The organism is Seongchinamella sediminis (genome assembly GCF_003457605.1).
In the GTDB taxonomy this organism is placed as follows: Bacteria; Pseudomonadota; Gammaproteobacteria; order Pseudomonadales; family Halieaceae; genus Halioglobus; species Halioglobus sediminis.
Window position 1 is genome coordinate 57,245 of record NZ_QRAN01000002.1, and the last position, 19,657, is coordinate 76,901.

Sequence of the window (19,657 nt, forward strand, 5' to 3'; positions counted from 1 at the left end):
TAAATAGGAAGCTGCTGCCGGGCTAGGGGCTGCGGCCGGCCGCTGCTATACTCGCCTCCGAACCCGCTTACCAATGGTGGACCTGATGGATAAAAAGGCATTAACCCTGGCCGTCGGCGGCATGATCCTCGCCGGCGCTGCCCACGCCGACGCCCAATCCCGGCGGGACGGGCGCTGGGAAACATCGGTACAATTGCTGTACAGCAGCTCGGAAAACTTCAGTGGCGACCGCCAGTCCGAGGTCGACATCGACAGCGATATCGGGTTCGGCTTCGGCGTGGCCTACAACTTCAGCCAGCACCTCAGCGTGGGTGGCGAGTTCCTCTACCTCTCTCCGGACTACGAAGCCGTGTTCAACACGGACGAGTCCGGCCTGGTGTCCGTGGACCATGAAATGGACGTGTTCAGCGGCCAGTTCGGCGCCACCTGGAATTTCCTCGACAAGGCCTTCACCCCCTTTGTCAGCGCTGGCCTGGGCTGGACCTACGTCGACTCAAATGTGGCCGACGGGCCGCCGGTTACCGGCTGCTGGTGGGACCCCTTCTGGGGGTATGTCTGTGACACCTACTACGACTCCTACGACGACACCAGTTTCTCCTACAGTGTGGCCGCTGGGGTGCGCTACGAATTGAACAACGACATGCTGCTGAAGGCCACCTTCAACCACACCGAGATCGACGGTGACGAGGGCTTTGATCCCAGCCTGGACATTTTCAAGATTGAGCTGGGCTGGATGTTCTAGAGCCTACCGGCCGGGGGTTCACTGCGCCGCGGCGGACTGGCCCAGCCGACTCCGCAGAAAATCAATCAACACCCTGGTTTTGAGGGCGACGTGACGCCGCGACGGATACACGGCGTAAACCCCCAGCGTGCCGGCAACATAGTCCGGCATGACCGTCACCAGCTCACCGCGGGCTATTGCATCGTCCACCAGGAAATCCGGCTGCATGACCAGGCCCTGGCCGGCGAGGGCGGCGGCCACGCAGGTGTCGCCGTTATTGCTCTGGATCGCCGGATTAACGCGCACGCTGACGCCCCCCTGTGGCCCCTGCAGGCGCCACTCGTCACCCCCGGAGTGGTAGCTGTAAGCGATGACGCTGTGGTCGCGAAGCTCCGCCGGGTGCGCCGGCGCACCGTGCTCGGCGAGATAGGCGGGCGCCGCGCACACCAGCAGGCGAGACTCCGCCAGCCGGCGCGCCACCAGGCTGGAGTTTTCCAGTACCCCGATGCGCACCGCCAGGTCGAAGCCCTCCTCGACCAGGTCGACGACCCGGTCGGCCAGGGTGATATCCAGCCGTATCTGGGGATGCAGGCGCCGGAATTCTCCCCACAGGGGCGCCAGCCGGCGCAGGCCGAAGGATACCGGCACGTTGATGCGCAGCAGCCCGCTGGCAACAGCACTGCTGGCCGTCACTTCCGCCTCCGCCTCCTCAAGCCCGGCCAGCAGCTCGCGACAGCGGGACAGGAACAGTTCGCCCTCGGCGGTCAGCGACAGGCGGCGCGTGGTACGGTGCAGCAGACGTACCCCGAGGCGCGACTCCAGGGCGTTAACATGCCGGGAGACGGCGGCCTTGGACAGGCCCAGGGCGTCGGCGGCGCCGACAAAACTACCGGCGTCGATGACGCTGGCGAAGCTTTGCATTTCCAGTAATCGATCCATTGTTTTATTTTACGTAACAATATGTCTCTTCAACAGCTATTTATGCCGCTTTATGCCACATATACAGTAAGCATCACGTCACTGCGGTGACACAGACAATGCCCACGACACGATATCGAGGAGAGACTCATGACAACAATGACTCAAAGCACCACCGGCACTTTTGCCCCGGCGCAGGCAAGCACTGCCACCAGATCCGGCCTGGCAGCGCGGCTGCTGCGCACCAGTGCCGGCTGGGATGCCCTGGCACTGCGTATACCCGCCGGCATTATTTTCGCCGCCCACGGGGCGCAAAAGCTGTTCGGCTGGTTCGGCGGCCACGGGCTGGCGGGCACTGGCCAGTGGCTGGAATCCATCGGCCTGGCACCGGGCTACCTGATGGCGCTGCTCGCCGGCGGCGCGGAATTCCTTGGCGGCCTGGCGCTGCTCGTCGGCCTGCTGGTGCGCCCCGCCGCGGTGGTCCTGGCCTTCACCATGCTGGTGGCGATTTTCACCGTGCACATCGGCAACGGCCTGTTCATGAGCAACAACGGCTACGAGTTCGGTCTCGCCCTGCTGGCGATATCAGTCTCACTGGCCGTCAGTGGCGCGGGCAGGGCATCGTTTGACCGCTTGCTCAGCGGCAAAGGAGCCTGAGCAATGCCGACACACGAAACAGGCCGCCAACCGACCCTGTTCATCCCCCATGGCGGCGGACCCTGCTTCTTTATGACCTGGGACCCGCCTGGCATCTGGGACGGCATGGCCGCCTTTCTCGCCGGGATCGCCGACACCCTGCCAGCGCGGCCACGGGCCATCCTCATGGTATCGGCGCACTGGCAGTCGGGGTGCTTTGAGGTCAGCGCCGGTGCCCGGCCCGAACTGATTTACGATTACCACGGCTTTCCCGCCCACACCTACCAGCTGCGCTACCCCGCCCCGGGAGATCCGGCACTGGCGGCGCGGGTCAGTAAACTGCTGGCCGGGGCTGGCGCCGAGAGCCGGCTCGACGCTGCTCGCGGCTTCGATCACGGCACGTTTATCCCGCTGAAACTGATGTTCCCGTACGCGGACATCCCGGTGGTGCAGCTGTCGCTGCGCAGGGACCTCGACCCCGCCGCCCATATCGCCGCCGGGCAGGCGCTGGCCGCCCTGCGCGACGACAATGTGCTGATCATTGGCAGCGGCATGAGTTTCCACAACATGAGTGCCTATAACGACAGTGAATTTACCGCGCCCTCGCTGGCATTCGACCAGTGGCTGACCGACACCCTGCAGGCATCGCCACCGCAGCGGCTCCAGGCACTGGCGCGCTGGCACGAGGCGCCAGCCGCCTACGCCTGCCACCCGCCGGGCGAGGAGGAGCACCTGCTGCCGCTGATGGTGGTGGCTGGCGCCGCGGGCGAGGACAGCGGGCGCAGGGTTTATTCCGAAGACCTGCTGACGACACGGGTTTCGGGTTTCAGGTTTGGTTGAGGGGGAATAGATAGAGTCGCCGCGGCCAACTTACGGGAGGGTGGACAACACGAGTTGTCGGCTTTCACCTCGAGGGCGACGCCCACCTGGATTGGGTTGAAACTGCTATGGCGACCGTACTGTCGATACAAGGAACAGTTATTCAGGTATCAGGCAAGTCAGGTTAAACAGGCTGCTTCTACACCACTACCGCCTCTCTCTGGCGTAAGGTTTCCGGGATTTTCGCCAGTATCGGCAGACTGTCACAGGATCAAAATAACAACCGATCTTCAAGGTCTTGCTACATCCTTACGCAGCACTGGGTAGTCAGCACAGTTCAGTCCTGGTTTCCCCGGAGTGAGAACAGTAATCTGCTTGCTCATGGCCGTTACACGGGCAAGCTGACGACCTGGGTAACAGCCGGCAATGCATGACTGGCTGGATGCTTTAGGCATGTAATCCGGGCCGGGCAGCTTAGTTCGATCAAAGGCAGCTGTCGGGGTCGCAATCGATAAAGGTATCGATTCCGTCAATCAACCGGCCGAAAATAACAACCTGAATGAACACTATCCCGGTTGGTGTCTGATCGAAGGAGACATTTGCCTCAACCAGGCCTGTAGAGTGCATATTCATGCTGCGCGCAGTAAAGCTATCGCCCCCAGCCACGACCATTTCGCCGATCACTGGGACCTGAATTTGCTCTCCAAGCCCTGTTACCGAAAGCAGAGCGACACCACCCAAGCCCGTGAAGGATTCCTTGACCGAAACTTCATCAATAAGCAGTGTCTTGCCTTCGGGGACTCGATAGACAGAGGTGCCGAAAGTGGCATTGCAGGGGACATTCTCACAGTTCCTGGTTTCACCCAGGAGTATGCGCACTCGCTGAAAATCAGCTTTGGGTTCCTGGTTGGTGACGGTGACGGGTACCGGATCACTTGTTTCGTTAATGACCGTTACGTTGCCCTGAATGCCCATGGGCTGTTCAGCGTAAACGGAGTGCACCGCGGCCAACGCAATCCCGGCCAGAGTTGCAGTAAACAGAGATTTATTCATTTCTGCCCCTCATCCTATTTGCGAGAGTCAGCAGGTCAATCTGCACTTCGCTGTATTCGCGGTCAGACTGAACCAGTAAGTCTTCAGAGTAGCAGTCGGGGTGCGTACTGTTAGATCATGGAGAGATAAGAAAAAAGCCGAATAGACCCTGCTTTACTGTCGAAGTAAAAATCTGCCGCGGAGATTCATGGCCTTTTCGGACCTCACCTAATGCCCGCCAGGTTGAATGCACTTGCTGCCTGAATCGGCAGAGTTTGCCGAACGCCAGTTCTCACGTAGCGTAGCCACAGCCAAACAAAAAAGCCCCCGCCGGGGTTGGGTGAGAGCGGCGGGACCCAGATTGATCACAACACCCTTTGGGGTGTTGTGACCCTGCGGGCGCCTTCGCTGCGCTGCGGCGTCCAAACTCTCCCGGGGGGAGAGTTTGTCGAACGCCAGTTCTCACGTAGCGTAGCCACAGCCAAACAAAAAAGCCCCGCCGGAAAAACGGCGGGGCTTTTTTGTTTGGTAGGACTACCCAGATTCGAACTGGGGACCTCTACCATGTCAAGGTAGCGCTCTAACCAACTGAGCTATAGTCCTGAAGAGGGCCGGCATTATAAGGCCAGTACGGCCAGAGCTCAACACCTGGTTTCAGGTGTCTTATGTGGGGTATATGTGGACTGGCAAGAGGTGGAGAAGGATCTGTCCGGGGCGCTGGGCGAGCCGTTCAGGGTAGTGGCAGCGCGGCCGGTGGGGGGTGGCTGCATCAACACTGCTTTCCTGCTGCAGGGCAGTTCGGTGAGCCTGTTCCTGAAGCGCAACCGGCGCGAGTTGCAGCCCATGTTCGAGGCCGAGGCGGCGGGGCTGGAGGAAATCCGTCGCAGCGCAACCCTGCGGGCGCCCCGGCCCATCGCCACCGGCACCGATGCCCGGGGCAGCTGGCTGGCCCTGGAACCGGTCGAATTCGGCCCGCCCTCCCCGGCTACCGCGGCCCGGCTCGGTGAACAGCTCGCCGCCATGCACCGCTGCACAGCGACGGCCTTTGGCTGGCAGCGGGACAATTACATCGGGGCCACCGAACAGGCCAATCCGTGGACGGAAAGCTGGGTCGATTTTTTCGCCCGCCAGCGGCTGGGGGCGCAGCTGGAGCTCGCAGCCCGCAATGGGGCGGATGGGCGCCTGCTCGCCGGCGGCGAGCGCCTGGTGGCGCGGCTGCCGGTATTTTTCCGGGCTTACAGTCCAGCCCCATCACTACTCCATGGCGACCTGTGGGGCGGGAACTGGGCCAGCGACCCGCAGGGCGAACCAGTGATATATGACCCGGCGGTGTACTTCGGCGATCGCGAGACCGACCTGGCAATGACCGAGCTGTTCGGCGGTTTCGATGATCGTTTTTACCAGTCCTACCGTGACTGCTGGGACATTGATCCGGGCTATACAAGCCGTAAAGTGCTGTACCAGCTGTATCACGTGCTCAACCACTTCAACCTGTTTGGCGGCGGCTATGCCAGCCAGGCCCGGGACATGATTGCCAGGCTTAACGCAGAAGCCGGCTAAGCCGCGCGACGCTGCACTGGACCAGGTCCGGCAACCACACCAGGAGACACTGTTGATGAATATCGAACTCACGGCCGAACAAAGAGCCCTCCAGCAGGAGGTGCGCGAGTACATGAAAGGCATCATGACGCCGGCATTGCTCGAGGAAATGAAGGACGAGGATCTCAAGGAGGGCGGCGGCCCGGAGTTTCGCCGCCAGTACGCAAGGATGGGGGCCGACGGCTGGATTGGCCTCAGCTGGTCGAAGGACCTGGGGGGCAAGGAACTGTCACATATCGAGCAGTATATATTCACTGACGAGGTGATACGCTCCGGGTTTGCCTACCCCTTTCTCACCACAGAGGCCTGCACCCCGGTAATCGCCGCCCATGCCAACGAGGACGTGCGGGAGGAAGTGGTTCGCGGGGTCCAGCGCGGTGAGGTGGTCATCGCCATCGGCTACTCCGAGCCCGGCGCCGGCACCGACCTGGCCAGCCTGCGCACCCGGGCGGAACGGGACGGCGACGACTGGATTATCAACGGCCAGAAAATGTGGACCAGCCTGGCCAACTACGCCGACTACGTGTGGCTGGCCGCGCGCACCGACCCGGACCCGGCGAAAAAACACAAGGGGCTGACCATGTTCCTGGTGCCCACCGACAGCGAGGGCTTCTCCTGCACTCCGGTGCGCACCCTGGGCGCGCGCACCAACGCCACCTACTACGACAACGTGCGTATTCCGGACAAGTACCGGGTGGGCGAGATCAATGGCGGCTGGAAACTGATCACCAGCCAGCTCAACGTCGAACGCCTGTCCCTGTTTACCCACGGCCAGGTGGATTCGCTGTACCAGGGGGTTGCCGCGTGGTCGGCACAGACCGACGCCCCCGACGGCGGCAAGCTGATCGAGCAGGCCTGGGTGCAGCACAACCTGGCAAAGGTCAGAACCGGGCTGGAAGCGCTGAAACTGATGTGCTGGAAACAGGCCTGGGCCATGGACCAGGGCCCGCTGGACATGGCCAATGCCTCGACGGCGAAAGTGTACGGCAGCGAGTTCTTTGTCGAACTCTACCGGCTGCTGCTGGAGGTCATGGGCACCGCGGGCACCGTCGCCGCCGGCTCGCCCGGGGCAATACTGCAGGGCAAACTGGAATTCCGCTGGCGGGTGGGCTCCATCCTCACCTTCGGCGGCGGCACCAATGAAGTACAGCGTGACATTATCGCCATGGCGGGGCTGTGGATGCCCAGGTCGCGCTAGGAGGAAAGCAAGATGGATTTTACTGTTTCAGAGGAGCTCACCAGCGTCAAAGACCTGGCCCGGCAAATCTTCACGGATTTCACCGCAGACGATAAGCTCAGGGCCATCGAGCAGCAAGAGCAGCGTTTCGACCCCGGACTGTGGCAGGCCATGGCGGAGGCCGGCCTGCTCGGCCTGGACATCGAGCAGGCTCACGGCGGCACCGACCTCGGCTTCTTCGCTCTTAGCGCCCTGTGCGAGGAGGCGGGCCGGACCGTTGCCCCGGCGCCGGTGGTGCCGGTACTGGTGAGCGCCGCGGCAACGCTCAGGCGCTATGGCCGCGCCAGGCAGAAAGAAGCCTGGCTGACGGGCATCGCGACGGGCGAGCTGCAGCTCAGTGCCGCCCTGGAAGAATACGCCAATGATGACCCCGCCCGGCCGGCAGCCAGCGCCGCGCAAACCGACAGTGGCTACGCCATCAGCGGCACCAAGATCTGCGTCAGCCGGGCCACGACCGCCCGGCGCATCCTGCTCTCCGCCCGCTGCGGCGAGGAACTGGTGGTGGCGCTGGTGGACCCGGAGGCCGCGGGCATCACACTCACGCCGCAGACCGTCACCAGCGGCGAGACGCTGCATCAGCTGGCGATGAATGCCGTCCAGGTTCCGGACGAGGACATCGTGGCGGTCGGCAACAAGGCGCTCCGCGCCATGCACTGGGCACAACAGGCCACCCGCACCGCCCTCTGCGCCATGACCGTTGGTCTCACTGACAAAATGATGCGCATGACCGGCTCCTATACCACCGAGCGGGAACAATTCGGTCGCCCGATCGCCACCTTCCAGGCGGTGAGCCACCGGGTCGCGGACTGCTACATCGACGTGGAGTGCCTGCGCCTGGTCACCGAGCAGGCCGCCTCGCTGCTGGACCAGGGACGCCCGGCCGGGGAGGCCACGCTGATTGCCAAGATCTGGTGCGGCGATACCGCCCACCGGGTCAGCCAGGCGTCACAACACTGTCATGGTGGCACCGGCGTCGACCGGGACTATCCCCTGCACCGCTATTGCCTGCAGGCCCGGCAGATCGAAATGAGCCTGGGCAACAGCGCCCGCCTCAGTGCGCAACTGGGCAGCAGGATAGCTGCGGAGTACCTGGCGACGGCCAGCCAGTCCTAAAGCAGGCGGGAGGGATAATTCGAGGCGGTCGCAAGGGACACCCACCCGGCAGAAATAAAGTAATTATGTGCCATTTCCCGACTCCGCCGCGGGCACCGGGTTTGCGCGCTTTGAGGTCCGGGCATCTGGGCTACAATGGCGGGCCACGCAACACTCGGAAACCGCATGAACATGCCCAGCCCCCGCAGAGTCCTGGTCGTCGGCGCCCGCTCCGTCCGCCAGGGCACCGGACCCTTCATCGCCGCCGGCCTGGCGGCGGCGGGAGCGGATATCTGCGGTATTGTCGGCACCAGCGAGGCCAGCGTCAGCGACGCCCTGGCCGGCCTGGCGGATAACTGGCAGATCAGCACCCGGGGCTTCACCGACCTGGGGCAGGCGCTGGAGCAGCTCAAACCGGATGCGGTGGCCCTCTGCTCGCCCTGGCGCTGCCACGCGGATCAGCTGGCGCAGGTCGCGGCGGCCGGCTGTCACTGCCTGGTGGAAAAGCCCATGGTATGGCCGGCAACCCGGGAACAGGCCGATGCGCTGGTTGCCGCCTATGAAAACCAGGGCCTGCTGTTGCAGATGGTGGGCCAGTGGCCGGCCACGCTGGCCGCGTTCGCGAAGCTGCACGGCGGGCTGCCCGGGGACATCGAGCGCTTTGCCATGCGCCTCAGCCCGATATCCATCGGCCGCGACATGGTCACCGATTCCGCGCCCCACTTCATCAGTATGCTGCAGGCGCTGGCAGGCCCCGGGGACTGCGAGCGCTGCGCGTTAACAGTGGCGCCCGGGGGGCAGCAGCTGGAACTGGACTGCCAGTACCGGCACGGGCGGGGCAGCATCAGCGCCCGGCTGCTGCTGGAGACCTGCGAACAGCGGCCACGCCCCGCCTGGTACGCCATTAACGGCGCCCGGGCAGACCGCGAGGTGACCCTGCCTGAGTACCGGCAGTCACTGGCCGGCGCCGGCAGCCGCGTGGCCTTCGCCGACCCCATGCACCAGGTCACCGCCGATTTCCTCGCCGGCCTGGCCCGGGGCCGGACCACCGACGGTGTGAGCTTGCGCAGCGCCCATCGCAACCTGCTGCAACTGGCCGCCGTCTGGCGCTAGCGCCCCAGTCCCCGTACAATCAGCGGTTGCTGCCACTGATTTTTGCTAGTACCCGAGGTGCCCCGTGAACGACAAAATCCCCCTGACCGATGTCGACGCTCCCGTCGCGGAGAACGAGGAACAGCTGGAACTGGCGAGTATTCACGATTTCGCAACCAAACTGGTACAGCCGGGGGCCAAAGAGGCCCTGGAACACTATGTGCGCTGGCAGGTGGCAATGCGCAGCGCCGAGAACACCGAGGCTAGCGACCTGGACCCGACAAAAGTACCCGACTTCGCCCCGATTTCCATCAACCTGGACCTCACCACCGCCTGCAACTATGCCTGTGATCACTGCGTCGACCTGGACATCCTCAATACCGGCATCCGCTTTGATCACGACAAACTGCTGGAGTCGCTCAAGGTGATGGCCGAGCGGGGCATGAAGTCGGTCATCGTGATCGGCGGCGGCGAGCCCACCCTGTACCCCAAGTTCGAGGAGGTCATCCGCTTCATGAAGGAACTGGGGCTGCAGATCGCCATCGTTTCCAACGGCACCGGCAACGAGAAAATCGCCCGGGTCGCCGACTGCATGGACAAGTCCGACTGGGTACGCCTGTCGCTGGATTCCGGCACTGACGCCACCTTCCAGCCCATGCACAAGCCGCGCAAGAGCTTCACCCTCGAAGGCATTTGCGCCAAGGTGCCACTGATCAAGGATGCCAACCCGGACGTGACCGTGGGCTTCTCCTACATCGTTACCTGGCGTGGGGCCGAGATCAACGACGCCGAGATCGTGGAAAACCTGCACGAAATCGCCCAGGCAGCGAAACTGGCGAAGGACAACCGCTTCGATTACATCAGCTTCAAGCCCTTCCTGACCCGCGACGAAGTCAACAATGCCGAGGTCATCGATATCCGGGCCAACGCCCACCTGGACGACATAATCGATCGCATCCAGGCGCAGGTGGACGAGGCGCTCAAACTCGCCGACGACAGCTTCCGGGTCCACCAGTCCACCGGCCTCAAGGCCATGCTGCAGCGCCAGACCCAGAGCCTGGCCAAACAGCCGCAGCAGTGTCATATGCAGTTTTTCCGCCAGGTGCTGTCGCCACTGGGCCTCTACAACTGCCCGGTATACCGCAACCAGGACCACGGCCGCCTGGGCGACAAGAATGCCAACGCGGGCGTGCAGGCCTATGACGCGACCCGGGAGGTCACCGCGGACCTGGTGAAGAACTTCAACGCCACGGTCACCTGCGAGAAGGTGACCTGCCTCTATAACGACGTGAACTGGTGGATCGAGCGTTTGATCGCCAACCCGGATGAGCTGGGCAAGCTGTCCTGGGATGAGTCGGCTGAGGCGGATTACTTTCTTTGATTCTGTGGGTCTAGAGGACTGTTTTCCTCCTAACCGCGCATTAAAGTTCCAACAGCTCTGTATGCCGATCGAGTGCACGGTGAGCTAGATTACGTTTCGGGGGCGTCTGCAGCCAGGGACGGCTGCAGCCGAGCCTGTACATGGACGTACGCTTTTTGGCGTACCCCGAAACGTAATCTAGCTTGCCGGGTACGGCGCCGCAGAGACGAAACCTAAAGCACTGCCGCAAGTTCAGCCCGACATGCCTCAAACACCATATCGACCGTAACCCGCGTCATACAAACCTGCTCTTCCAGCGGACACACCTTCTTGTGGCAGGGCCCACAGGGCACCTCCACCCTGACAATCGTTTCGCTGCCATGGGAGGTTTCGGTCCACTTCCGCTCCGTGGGCCCGAACACCGTCACCCGCGGCGTATCGAAGGCGCGGCCAAAGTGCCGGGGCCCGGTGTCGTTGCCGAGCAGGAGGTCGGCGTCGGCGATCAGGGACTTGAGTTCACCCAGAGTCAGGCAGGGCTCCGTCAGCAGCAGGGAGGGTCGGCTCATATGATCGCAGATGGCTTGCGCCAACGGCTCCTCGCCGGGGCCGGGGCTGATGACCACCGCGGCGTCATAGTCGTCCACCAGGCGGTCGGCGACCGCGGCGAAGCGTTCCGGCTGCCAGCACTTGGAGGCGCCGAAATTGGCTCCGGGGCAAAGTACCACCAGTGGCTGTTCCGGCCTCGCGCCCTCGGCCCGCAGCCGCTGCGCCACCGCCTGATCGTCGCTCTCGGTGAGGAACAGCTGCAGGCCGTCTCCCGGGTGCTCCATCCCCAGCGCTCCCGCCAGCACGGCGTAGTAATCACACAGGGGCATGGGCTCGTAGCCGCCCCGGATGCGGTTGGGGACGGGTATGCGGTCGCTAAGCAGCAGCCCCCGGCCGTCACGGTTAAAGCCCAGCCGGCGGCGGGCGCCAACCCGAAAGGCCAGCCAGGCCGAGCGCAGCGAATTGGGCAGCATTACCGCCAGGTCGAAGCGCTTTGCTTTCAGCCGCGCCAGTAGTTCGCGCTGCTGTTGCCTGGCCTCGGGACGCTTGTTGCGCGGCGCCCAGAACTCACAGTGCTCCACCCAGGGGCTGCCCTCCAGCAGGGAAAACAGGTGGCGATTCATGAGCAGGGTAATTTCCGCCTGGGGAAAGCGCTGGAAAAGCGCATCGATAAACGGTGTGGCCATCACCACATCGCCGACCCAGGTGGGCAGTATCAACAACACACGGGCAGGCTCCCGGGAGAACTGGATGCTTTGCATGTTAATCGCGAAAACCTTCTGCTGGCCTGGCCCGGAGTATATATTCCGGCCCTGTTCCCCGCTACACTGCGCAGGACTGACACTCCGGATATGCCACGCCCGCCATGGACAGCTTCGAGAAGATTTTTAGTAATCCACACGACCTCGTCCCGGTGCTGCAGCAACACCGGGAACGCGGGGAAACTATCGTGTTTGGCAACGGCTGTTTCGACCTGATCCACGTCGGACACATTCGCTACCTGGAAGCGGCAAAATCCCTGGGCCATGTGCTGGTGATTGCGGTCAATACCGAGGCGTCCATCGCCACCAACAGCAATCGCGAGCCATCGATCAACCCTTGCGAGGAGCGCATGGAGGTGATCGCGGCACTGGCCGCTGTCGACTATGTCATTCCGCTGAACGCCGCCGTGCCCATCCCGCTAATCGAACTTTTCCGCCCCGACATCCAGGCCAAGGGCACTGACTATTCACTGGAACAGATGCCCGAGCGTTTCGCCGTGGAGGCCGGCGGCGGGCGCATTGAGTTTGTCGGCGACGACAAGACCCACAGTTCCACCGCCCTGCGCGAGGCACTGCGCCAGCGCGGCGAAATCTGAAGCGAATTCATTCCCGGAGAACCAGCCAATGCATGCACTTACCAAGACACTCGCCGCCGCCGGCCTGGCGCTGGCCAGCGCCCTCAGCCTGGCCGACTCTGCCGCCCACAATCCCGCCCTGGTGGCGGCTGTGGAAGCCCGCGGCGAGCAGGATCGTGCCCGCGACGCCGCGCGCCACCCGGTCGAGACCCTGAGTTTCTTCCAGGTCGAGCCGGGCATGACCGTTGCCGAGGGGCTGCCGGGAGGCGGCTGGTACAGCCATATCCTGGCGAACTATCTTGGCAGTGAGGGCACCCTCTATGGGGTCAACTATCCGGCGAGAATCTGGGCGCTGTTTGCCAACCGCAGCGATGAGTGGCGCCAGGCACGCGCCGCTGCCACCGGCAAGTTCAGCGCCATGGTGGCGGGCTTTACCGACAACGGCATTTCCACCGATGGCTTTACCTTCAACACGGTGCCGCCGCAAGTCGCCGGTACCGTCGACCGGGTGCTGTTGATTCGCGCCCTGCACAATCTCAACCGTTTTGATGCCCAGTCGGGCCTGCTGTCCCAGGCGCTGGCCGCGGTGCGCGGCATGCTCAAGGAGGACGGGCTGGTGGGCATAGTCCAGCACCGCCTGCCCGAATCTGCGCCGGAGGCGGGCGCGGATGGCAATCGCGGCTACCTCAAGGAGTCCACGGTGATCGCGGCCATGGAGAAAGCCGGGTTTGAACTGCTGGCCCGGAGCGAGATCAATGCCAACCCCAAGGACCAGCCCGGCCCGAATGACATCGTCTGGCGCCTGCCCCCCTCACTGGCCGGCAGCGAGGACCAGCCGGAACAGCGGGCCGCCATGCTCGCCATCGGTGAATCGGACCGCATGACCCTGTTGTTCCGCAAGGCCGGCAAGCCCTGACTGACGGCCGTTGAGACCGAAGCAAAATAACCAAAGGTTATTGGGAGAAATAATAAAATATCATGGGGTAATTTCTTGCCTGTGGCCCGCGCCTGCCTATACTGAAAGTGCCGGCAACGGATTGGACTACACGCATGGGGTGAGTCGCGATCACGGAAGGTTGCCTGCGATTGGGGACGCGGGTGGACATTAGTCAGAGATGGCCACAGCCAGAGGAAGGTAATCCGGTAGCGGGCCGGACCAACTACAACCTCCGCAGTATTTAAATCGCTTTACCCCGACCACGCCACCGCGCTCACCAGCCCGGTGGCGTTTTTTTGCCACCCACAAGAGAATAAGGGCCGCCTTCCCGGAAAGATTGCGCTATGCTTGCTGCATCATTCAAGGAACCCCCATGGCCAGTATCCAGCAACTTCTGCAAGACATCGAAGCGGCCCCGCAAGGGCCCAAGGTCACTGCAATTTTCGACTTCGACGGCACCATTATTTCCGGCTACTCCGCAACGGCATTAATTCGCGAACAGATACGGCGCGGAGACCTGTCACCTAGCGAATTCCTCGAAATCGTCGGCGCCATGACCAATTTCGGCCTCGGCAAGCTGGGTTTTTCGGGCATGATGGCAATTAGCTCCCAGTTTATGCGCGGTATCGACGAGGACACCTACTTCGAGGTCGGGGAAGACCTGTATACCAGCCAGATTGCGCGCCGCATTTACCCGGAGTCCCGCGCCCTGATCAACGCCCACCTGGCCAGGGGCCACACGGTGGCAATCATCTCCTCCGCCACCCCCTACCAGGTGGCGCCGGCGGCCAGGGACCTGGGCATCGAGCACGTGCTCTGCACCCACCTGGAAGTCGTCGACGGCAAATTCACCGGCGAAGTGGTCAGGCCCACCTGCTTCGGTCAGGGCAAGGTGGACGCGGCGGAACAGCTGGCGGCCCAGTTCGGCGCCGACCTGGATGACGGCTTTTTCTACTCCGACAGCACCGACGACCAGCTGCTGCTGGAACGGGTCGGCCACCCCCGCGCCCTCAATCCCAGCGAAAAGCTGCAGCGGCTGGCGCACAAGAACAACTGGCCCGCCGCCCGTTTCGGCAGTCGCGGCCGTCCCAGCGTAAGCCAGTTCGTGCGCTCTGTTGCCGCCACCAGCAGCCTGGTAACCAGTTTTGCCGCCGGCCTGCCGATTTATGCCCTCACCGGTTCGCGCCGCGACTCGGTCAATTTTTCCTTCTCCCTGTTCGCCGACACTGCCAGCGCCCTGATCGGCCTCGATCTCAACATCACGGGCGAACAGCACCTGTGGTCCCATCGCCCCTGCGTGTTCCTGTTCAATCACCAGAGCAAGGCGGACGTGGTCATCATTGCCAAGCTGCTGCGCCGGGACATCGCCGGTATCGGCAAGAAGGAAATCAAGCGCGAGCAGCCGCTGATCGGCAAGGTACTGGAGTTTGGCGGCGTGGTGTTTATCGACCGCGGCAACGCCAAAAGCGCTATCGAGTCCATCTCGCCGCTGGTGGACGCCATGCGCAAGGAGGGCCGTTCAGTGGTGCTGGCGCCGGAGGGCACGCGCACCGTTTCGCCCACCCTGGCGCCATTCAAGAAGGGCGGTTTCCACATCGCCATGCAGGCCGGGGTTCCCATCGTGCCCATCGTTATCCGTAACGCCGGCGACGTGGCGCCCAAGGGCGACTTCGTGTTCCGTCCGGCAACGGTGGACGTGGAAGTCCTGCCGCCGGTGGATACCAGCGACTGGTCAGCGGAAACCATCGACAGCCACGTGATGGAAGTGCGCAATATGTTTGCCCGCACCCTTGGCCAGCCAGAGCTGGAGGTTCCTGCCACCAAAACCGCGGCGAAAAAGCGGCGCAAGGCGCCGGCCCGGAAAAAACTGGCCACGACCAAAAAAGCCGCAACAAAAGGCAAAGCCACCGCGCGAAAATCGCCGGCGAAAGCGAAAGCCAGGACAAAAACCGCAGCCAAAGCAAAAGCGAAACCCAGACCCAAGTCTGCGAGCTAATTCCCCCAGCAAGGAGCCGATTTGAACCTGGAGCAAAACTACCACAATAAGAATCCGTGGCCAGATCGGGATGAACAGCAGGTACTGTTCATCCTCGACGTGCGCAACAGTACCGAGGAAGAAATTCTTCGCGGCTGGATCAGCCACCATGGCAACCGTGACAATCATGCCTTTGACGCGCCCAAGGTCTGTATCGACCTGAAGGATGAGCGCACCGGCTTTGATAGCGGCCAGCTGGTGATGGCGCTGGCCCTGCCCGACGACACCATTATTGCGCCGCTGCGCATTGTCTGGACCCCCGCCGATGAGGGTGGGATTACCCTGGGCCGCTTGCGCTACCTGGTAACAGGCGACCCCCGCAAACCCTCCGCGCGACGGGCCCGGGCGATCGCCGGCGATTACCCGGAGCGGGTGCACCTTATCGCCGGCAAACCGGACACCGTGGCCAACCTGCGCCAGCGCTTTGAAGCCAACCACCGGGTAGACGACGAGGCGGCGCAGGAAGAATTCGCCAACTTTGTGGCCCGCCAGGCGTCCGTGGTCCTGGATATCAGCGAGCGCCAGGTCCGGGGCGGCCGCTACAAGGTACCCCGGCACGTGGCGGCCACGCTCATGGCCAACGCGGACTACAACAGCGAGGTGCAGCGGCTGGCGGATGATCAGGGCCGCAGCAAGGACGAGCTGATGCAAGAGGCCGCCGGCTATATGAAGGAGATGGTGTCCAGGCCCTCCTCATTCTGGCTGGATGTCTACGCCCGCTTCAATACCTTCTGCCTGGGCCTGGGCTACGAGGAAGAAATTGTCTACGACCAGGCCTCGGTGGAAAAGCTGCGCCAGCTGGTTCGCAACCACCCGTCCATGCTGCTGTGGACCCACAAGACCTACCTGGACGGCATGGTCGTGCCCAAGGTCCTGTACGACAACGATTTTCCCATGCCGCACATCTTCGGCGGGGCCAATCTCAATTTTCCTGGGCTGGGCCACCTGCTGCACCGGGCCGGCGGGATTTTCATCAAGCGCAGCTTCCAGGACAATGAGCTGTACAAGCTCACCCTGCGCTACTACATCGGTTACCTGATGGAGAAGCGCTTTCCAATGAACTGGGCATTCGAGGGCACCCGCTCGCGCATGGGCAAGCTGATGCCGCCGCGCTACGGCCTGCTCAAGTACGTGCTCGAAGCCTGCCATCAGACCGATGCCCGGGACATTCACATCATCCCCATCTCGATCAACTACGACATTATTCGCGATGTGGAGGAGTACGCCACGGAGCAAACCGGCCGCGGCAAGGGCGCCGAGTCACTGAAGTGGTTTATCGGCTATGTGCGCAGCCTGGCCCGGCCCATGGGCAAGGTTTACATGGACATCGGCGAGCCGGTGGTACTGCCGCGCGCACCCGACCCGGGTGATCACCTGGCCCTGTCCAAAATTGCCTTCGAGGTGGCGGTAGAGGCCAACAACGTCACTCCGATCACCTTCCCCTCGCTGGTCACCATGAGCCTGCTGGGCGCTGCGCCCAAGGCGCTGACCGAAGCTGAGGTTATCGAGGACCTCAGGGCCCTGCTGGGCTGGGCCGAGAGTCGCCAGCTGCGCATCTCGGACGACTTCAACCGCCGCTTCGCCGACCAGATGGAGGGGCTACTGGGGATCATGATCGACGAGAATATCGTGACCCGCTACGACGAGGGCCCGGAGACCGTGTACGGCATTAGCATGGAGCAACACCCGGTGGCCAGCTACTACCGCAATACCGTAATCCACTTTTTCCTCAACAAGGCCATCATCGAACTGGCGCTGCTCAAGGCCAGCGAACATGCCGGCGAGGATGCGCTGCAGGCATTCTGGACCGAGGTCGACCACCTGCGGGACCTGTTCAAGTTCGAGTTTTTCTATGCCCCCAGCGAACAGTTTCACCAGCAGATACGGGATGAAATAGAACGCTACAGCCCGCAGTGGGAGGAAACCCTGGGCCAGGGAGCCGCCGGCTTTGGCGCCATGCTCGACAACATGACGCCACTGGTGGCCCATGTCACCCTGCTCACCTACGCCGAGGCATACTCGGTGGTGGCGTCGATGCTGGCACGAAAGCAGGCCACTGATTCCCTGGAAGAAGACGACTGCGTAAAAGACGCGCTGACCTTCGGCCGCCAGGCCTACTTACAACGCCGGATTTCCAGCGAGTCCTCTATTGGCAAGCTGCTGTTCAAGAATGGCTATAAAATGCTGCAGAGCCGCAACCTGACCGAGGGCGGGCCCGACACGCGGAAACAGGAGCGGCTGGAACTGGTCCGCGAGCTGCGGGACCTGCTGCGCAGAATCGACGTCATACGGGCCCTTGGCGTAGCCAATCGCAATGCCAACGCCTGAGGGGAGAACAATGAAAGAGCTTAAAATCGCGGTGCTGGGCGGCGGCTCCTGGGGCACGACTGTGGCCTCACTGGTAGCGAGAAATACGGGGGTAACGCTGTGGGCACGCAACCCGGAGACGGTGGCGGAGATCAACAGCCGGCACAGCAATGAACGCTACCTGCCCGGCGCCACGCTATCGGAACGGCTGTGGGCAACCAACGATATCGGCGAGGCCGTTGGCGAGGCCGATGTGGTGGTAATGGGGATACCGTCGCAGAACTTCCGCGCGGTGCTGGAGGAGGTCCGGCAACACATTCGCGCCTGGGTGCCGGTCATCAGCCTGACCAAGGGCCTGGAGTTGGCGACCCGGATGCGCATGACCGAGATCATCCAGCAGGTGCTGCCGGGACATCCGGTGGGCGTACTGACCGGACCCAACCTCGCCCGGGAGATAATGGCCGGCCAGGCGGCCGCCGGCGTAATCGCCATGGAGGACGAGATCATTGTCCAGGAATTGCAGACTGTGTTCAAAAGCGGGCTGTTCCGGGTCTACACCAATACCGATGTTATCGGCTGTGAACTGGGTGGTGTGCTGAAGAACATCATCGCTATCGCCGTGGGCATGGGCGACGGCCAGGGCGCCGGCGACAATACCCGGGCCGCACTCATCACCCGGGGCCTGGCGGAAATTACCCGGCTCGGTGTCGCCATGGGCGGCAAACCAGAGACCTTCGCCGGTCTTGCGGGTATGGGTGACATGATCGCTACCTGCACCAGCCCCCAGAGCCGGAATCGCCACGTCGGCATAGAACTGGGCAAGGGCCGCAGCATGGAGGAGATCATCGAAGAGATGACCATGGTGGCGGAAGGCGCCAAGAGCGCCCCGGCGGTGATGGCGCTGGCGCAGGCGCACGGGGTGGAAATGCCGATCGCATCGGACGTGTCCCGGGTGCTGGCAGGGGATGCCACCGCCAGCCGGGCTTTCCGCGGCCTGCTGCGGGTTGAGGCGGGCGCCGAGTCGGAGCCCGGTTGACGCTGGCGGTCGAGCGGCTTCTAGGGCAGAATTAGCCCCTATAAAACAGCCGCTACGGCACGAAGTCGGCAACAACAGGGGACCCGGGACCATGCCCAGCAAAAAGACGATTATTGTCACGATGGCACTCTATGCCGCTGCGATCAGCAGTGCTGTTGCCGGCACCTCCAAATTCACCGGCCTCCCCGGCAACCCGGAGCTGCGCTCGGCCTCCGCGCTGGTGCTGGATGACGACGGCAATATCATTTACGGCAAGGACGTGGACACCGTCCGGCCCATTGCCTCAATCACCAAGCTGATGACCGCCATGGTGATACTGGACGCGGGCATTTCCCTGGACGAAAAGATCACCATCACCAAGGCGGACCGCGACCTCATCCGCCTCACCGGTTCAAGGCTGGAGTACGGGGCCACCCTCAGCCGTCGGGAGATGGTCCTGCTGGCGCTGATGTCATCGGAAAACCGCGCGGCCACGGCCTTGGGGCGCACCTACCCGGGCGGCATGGACAACTTTGTCGCCCACATGAACCGCAAGGCGAAAGCCCTGGGCATGAGCAATACCCGTTTTGCCGACCCGGCGGGCCTCAAATCCGAGAACGTATCCACGGCCGCCGACCTGGCACGGATGGTGAGTGCCGCCGAGCAGTACCCGCTGATTACCGAGGCCAGCACCAAAACCCGCATGGATGTCTATCCCTATCGCGGTCGCGGCCACCTCACCTACGGCAATACCAACCGCCTGCTGAAAAACGCCTCCTGGAATATCGAGCTGAGCAAGACCGGCTATATCAACGAGGCCGGCCGCTGCCTGGTCATGCAGGCGAATATCGACGGCGAGGAGGTGTCCATCGTATTGCTCAACTCCTTTGGCAAACTGACCCCGTTTGGCGATTCCAATCGCCTGCGCAAATGGATGCTGGCCAACAGCTGATCACGGACTTTTCGCGGACCGCC

At 62.9% G+C, this 19,657-nt stretch carries 17 protein-coding genes and 1 tRNA gene; 14 read left to right on the forward strand and 4 right to left on the reverse strand.

Features of this window, described 5'->3' with window-relative positions; translation table 11 throughout:
- Window positions 1–85: 85 nt before the first annotated feature.
- Window positions 86–742, forward strand: a complete 657-nt coding sequence (locus tag DWB85_RS01845; protein WP_162845971.1) for a porin family protein — start codon at window positions 86–88, stop codon at window positions 740–742.
- Window positions 743–760: 18 nt separating this feature from the next.
- On the opposite strand, the gene DWB85_RS01850 is transcribed toward DWB85_RS01845, so the two are convergent.
- Window positions 761–1,660 (reverse strand): LysR family transcriptional regulator, encoded by a 900-nt coding sequence (locus tag DWB85_RS01850; protein ID WP_117952500.1) that lies wholly within the window; start codon window positions 1,658–1,660, stop codon window positions 761–763.
- A gap of 129 nt (window positions 1,661–1,789) precedes the next feature.
- Here DWB85_RS01850 and DWB85_RS01855 point away from each other — a divergent pair, with 129 nt between their 5' ends.
- Entirely contained in the window at window positions 1,790–2,296 is a 507-nt protein-coding gene (locus DWB85_RS01855) for a DoxX family protein (protein ID WP_239017195.1), read from the forward strand.
- Window positions 2,297–2,299: 3 nt separating this feature from the next.
- A complete protein-coding gene (locus tag DWB85_RS01860) occupies window positions 2,300–3,115 on the forward strand; it encodes a DODA-type extradiol aromatic ring-opening family dioxygenase (RefSeq protein WP_117952502.1) in 816 nt (271 codons plus the stop codon).
- A 462-nt stretch (window positions 3,116–3,577) separates the two neighbouring features.
- Here the strand turns inward: DWB85_RS01860 and DWB85_RS01865 are convergent, their stop codons facing one another.
- The gene (locus tag DWB85_RS01865; RefSeq protein ID WP_117952503.1) at window positions 3,578–4,147 is read right to left on the reverse strand and encodes a hypothetical protein; all 570 of its coding nucleotides are present in this window, start codon (window positions 4,145–4,147) and stop codon (window positions 3,578–3,580) included.
- A 505-nt stretch (window positions 4,148–4,652) separates the two neighbouring features.
- A tRNA-Val gene (locus DWB85_RS01870) sits at window positions 4,653–4,729 on the reverse strand.
- 75 nt (window positions 4,730–4,804) lie between these two features.
- On the opposite strand from DWB85_RS01870, the gene DWB85_RS01875 reads away from it, so the two are divergent.
- The 5 genes from DWB85_RS01875 (at window position 4,805) to DWB85_RS01895 (ending at window position 10,527) form a co-directional block, all read left to right on the forward strand.
- Complete coding sequence (locus DWB85_RS01875) at window positions 4,805–5,686, forward strand: fructosamine kinase family protein (protein ID WP_117952504.1); 882 nt, start codon at window positions 4,805–4,807, stop codon at window positions 5,684–5,686.
- Window positions 5,687–5,741: 55 nt separating this feature from the next.
- Window positions 5,742–6,923: an acyl-CoA dehydrogenase family protein gene (locus DWB85_RS01880; RefSeq protein ID WP_117952505.1), complete on the forward strand. Its 1,182-nt coding sequence runs from the start codon at window positions 5,742–5,744 to the stop codon at window positions 6,921–6,923.
- A gap of 12 nt (window positions 6,924–6,935) precedes the next feature.
- Window positions 6,936–8,075, forward strand: coding sequence for an acyl-CoA dehydrogenase family protein (locus DWB85_RS01885; RefSeq protein ID WP_117952506.1), 1,140 nt, complete (start codon window positions 6,936–6,938; stop codon window positions 8,073–8,075).
- Window positions 8,076–8,240: 165 nt separating this feature from the next.
- Window positions 8,241–9,167: a Gfo/Idh/MocA family protein gene (locus DWB85_RS01890; RefSeq protein WP_162845972.1), complete on the forward strand. Its 927-nt coding sequence runs from the start codon at window positions 8,241–8,243 to the stop codon at window positions 9,165–9,167.
- A 64-nt stretch (window positions 9,168–9,231) separates the two neighbouring features.
- A complete protein-coding gene (locus DWB85_RS01895; protein ID WP_117952508.1) occupies window positions 9,232–10,527 on the forward strand; it encodes a radical SAM protein in 1,296 nt (431 codons plus the stop codon).
- A gap of 212 nt (window positions 10,528–10,739) precedes the next feature.
- Here the strand turns inward: DWB85_RS01895 and waaF are convergent, their stop codons facing one another.
- Window positions 10,740–11,813 carry a lipopolysaccharide heptosyltransferase II gene (gene waaF, locus DWB85_RS01900; RefSeq protein ID WP_117952509.1) on the reverse strand — a complete coding sequence of 358 codons (1,074 nt, stop codon included), beginning with the start codon at window positions 11,811–11,813 and terminating at the stop codon, window positions 10,740–10,742.
- 104 nt (window positions 11,814–11,917) lie between these two features.
- Between waaF and DWB85_RS01905 the strand changes: the two genes are divergently transcribed.
- From DWB85_RS01905 to pbpG, 6 genes are all read left to right on the forward strand, one after another.
- Window positions 11,918–12,409: an adenylyltransferase/cytidyltransferase family protein gene (locus DWB85_RS01905; protein WP_117952510.1), complete on the forward strand. Its 492-nt coding sequence runs from the start codon at window positions 11,918–11,920 to the stop codon at window positions 12,407–12,409.
- A gap of 28 nt (window positions 12,410–12,437) precedes the next feature.
- Complete coding sequence (locus DWB85_RS01910) at window positions 12,438–13,304, forward strand: class I SAM-dependent methyltransferase (RefSeq protein WP_117952511.1); 867 nt, start codon at window positions 12,438–12,440, stop codon at window positions 13,302–13,304.
- 394 nt (window positions 13,305–13,698) lie between these two features.
- Complete coding sequence (locus tag DWB85_RS01915; RefSeq protein ID WP_117952512.1) at window positions 13,699–15,321, forward strand: HAD-IB family hydrolase; 1,623 nt, start codon at window positions 13,699–13,701, stop codon at window positions 15,319–15,321.
- Between the two features lie 21 nt (window positions 15,322–15,342).
- Window positions 15,343–17,688, forward strand: a complete 2,346-nt coding sequence (locus DWB85_RS01920) for a glycerol-3-phosphate 1-O-acyltransferase (protein ID WP_117952513.1) — start codon at window positions 15,343–15,345, stop codon at window positions 17,686–17,688.
- Between the two features lie 10 nt (window positions 17,689–17,698).
- Complete coding sequence (locus DWB85_RS01925; protein WP_117952514.1) at window positions 17,699–18,703, forward strand: NAD(P)H-dependent glycerol-3-phosphate dehydrogenase; 1,005 nt, start codon at window positions 17,699–17,701, stop codon at window positions 18,701–18,703.
- Between the two features lie 91 nt (window positions 18,704–18,794).
- Entirely contained in the window at window positions 18,795–19,634 is an 840-nt protein-coding gene (gene pbpG, locus DWB85_RS01930) for a D-alanyl-D-alanine endopeptidase (RefSeq protein WP_239017196.1), read from the forward strand.
- Window positions 19,635–19,657: the final 23 nt, after the last annotated feature.

Bases quoted from the DNA above. Each gene is read 5' to 3' on its own strand.
- DWB85_RS01855 (WP_239017195.1), top strand. From the start codon at position 1,790: ATGACAACAATGACTCAAAGCACCACCGGCACTTTTGCCCCGGCGCAG.
- DWB85_RS01915 (WP_117952512.1), top strand. From the start codon at position 13,699: ATGGCCAGTATCCAGCAACTTCTGCAAGACATCGAAGCGGCCCCGCAA.
- waaF (WP_117952509.1), bottom strand. From the start codon at position 11,813: ATGCAAAGCATCCAGTTCTCCCGGGAGCCTGCCCGTGTGTTGTTGATA.
- DWB85_RS01925 (WP_117952514.1), top strand. From the start codon at position 17,699: ATGAAAGAGCTTAAAATCGCGGTGCTGGGCGGCGGCTCCTGGGGCACG.
- DWB85_RS01885 (WP_117952506.1), top strand. From the start codon at position 6,936: ATGGATTTTACTGTTTCAGAGGAGCTCACCAGCGTCAAAGACCTGGCC.
- DWB85_RS01890 (WP_162845972.1), top strand. From the start codon at position 8,241: ATGAACATGCCCAGCCCCCGCAGAGTCCTGGTCGTCGGCGCCCGCTCC.
- DWB85_RS01845 (WP_162845971.1), top strand. From the start codon at position 86: ATGGATAAAAAGGCATTAACCCTGGCCGTCGGCGGCATGATCCTCGCC.
- DWB85_RS01865 (WP_117952503.1), bottom strand. From the start codon at position 4,147: ATGAATAAATCTCTGTTTACTGCAACTCTGGCCGGGATTGCGTTGGCC.
- DWB85_RS01905 (WP_117952510.1), top strand. From the start codon at position 11,918: ATGGACAGCTTCGAGAAGATTTTTAGTAATCCACACGACCTCGTCCCG.
- DWB85_RS01880 (WP_117952505.1), top strand. From the start codon at position 5,742: ATGAATATCGAACTCACGGCCGAACAAAGAGCCCTCCAGCAGGAGGTG.
- DWB85_RS01860 (WP_117952502.1), top strand. From the start codon at position 2,300: ATGCCGACACACGAAACAGGCCGCCAACCGACCCTGTTCATCCCCCAT.
- pbpG (WP_239017196.1), top strand. From the start codon at position 18,795: ATGCCCAGCAAAAAGACGATTATTGTCACGATGGCACTCTATGCCGCT.
- DWB85_RS01910 (WP_117952511.1), top strand. From the start codon at position 12,438: ATGCATGCACTTACCAAGACACTCGCCGCCGCCGGCCTGGCGCTGGCC.
- DWB85_RS01850 (WP_117952500.1), bottom strand. From the start codon at position 1,660: ATGGATCGATTACTGGAAATGCAAAGCTTCGCCAGCGTCATCGACGCC.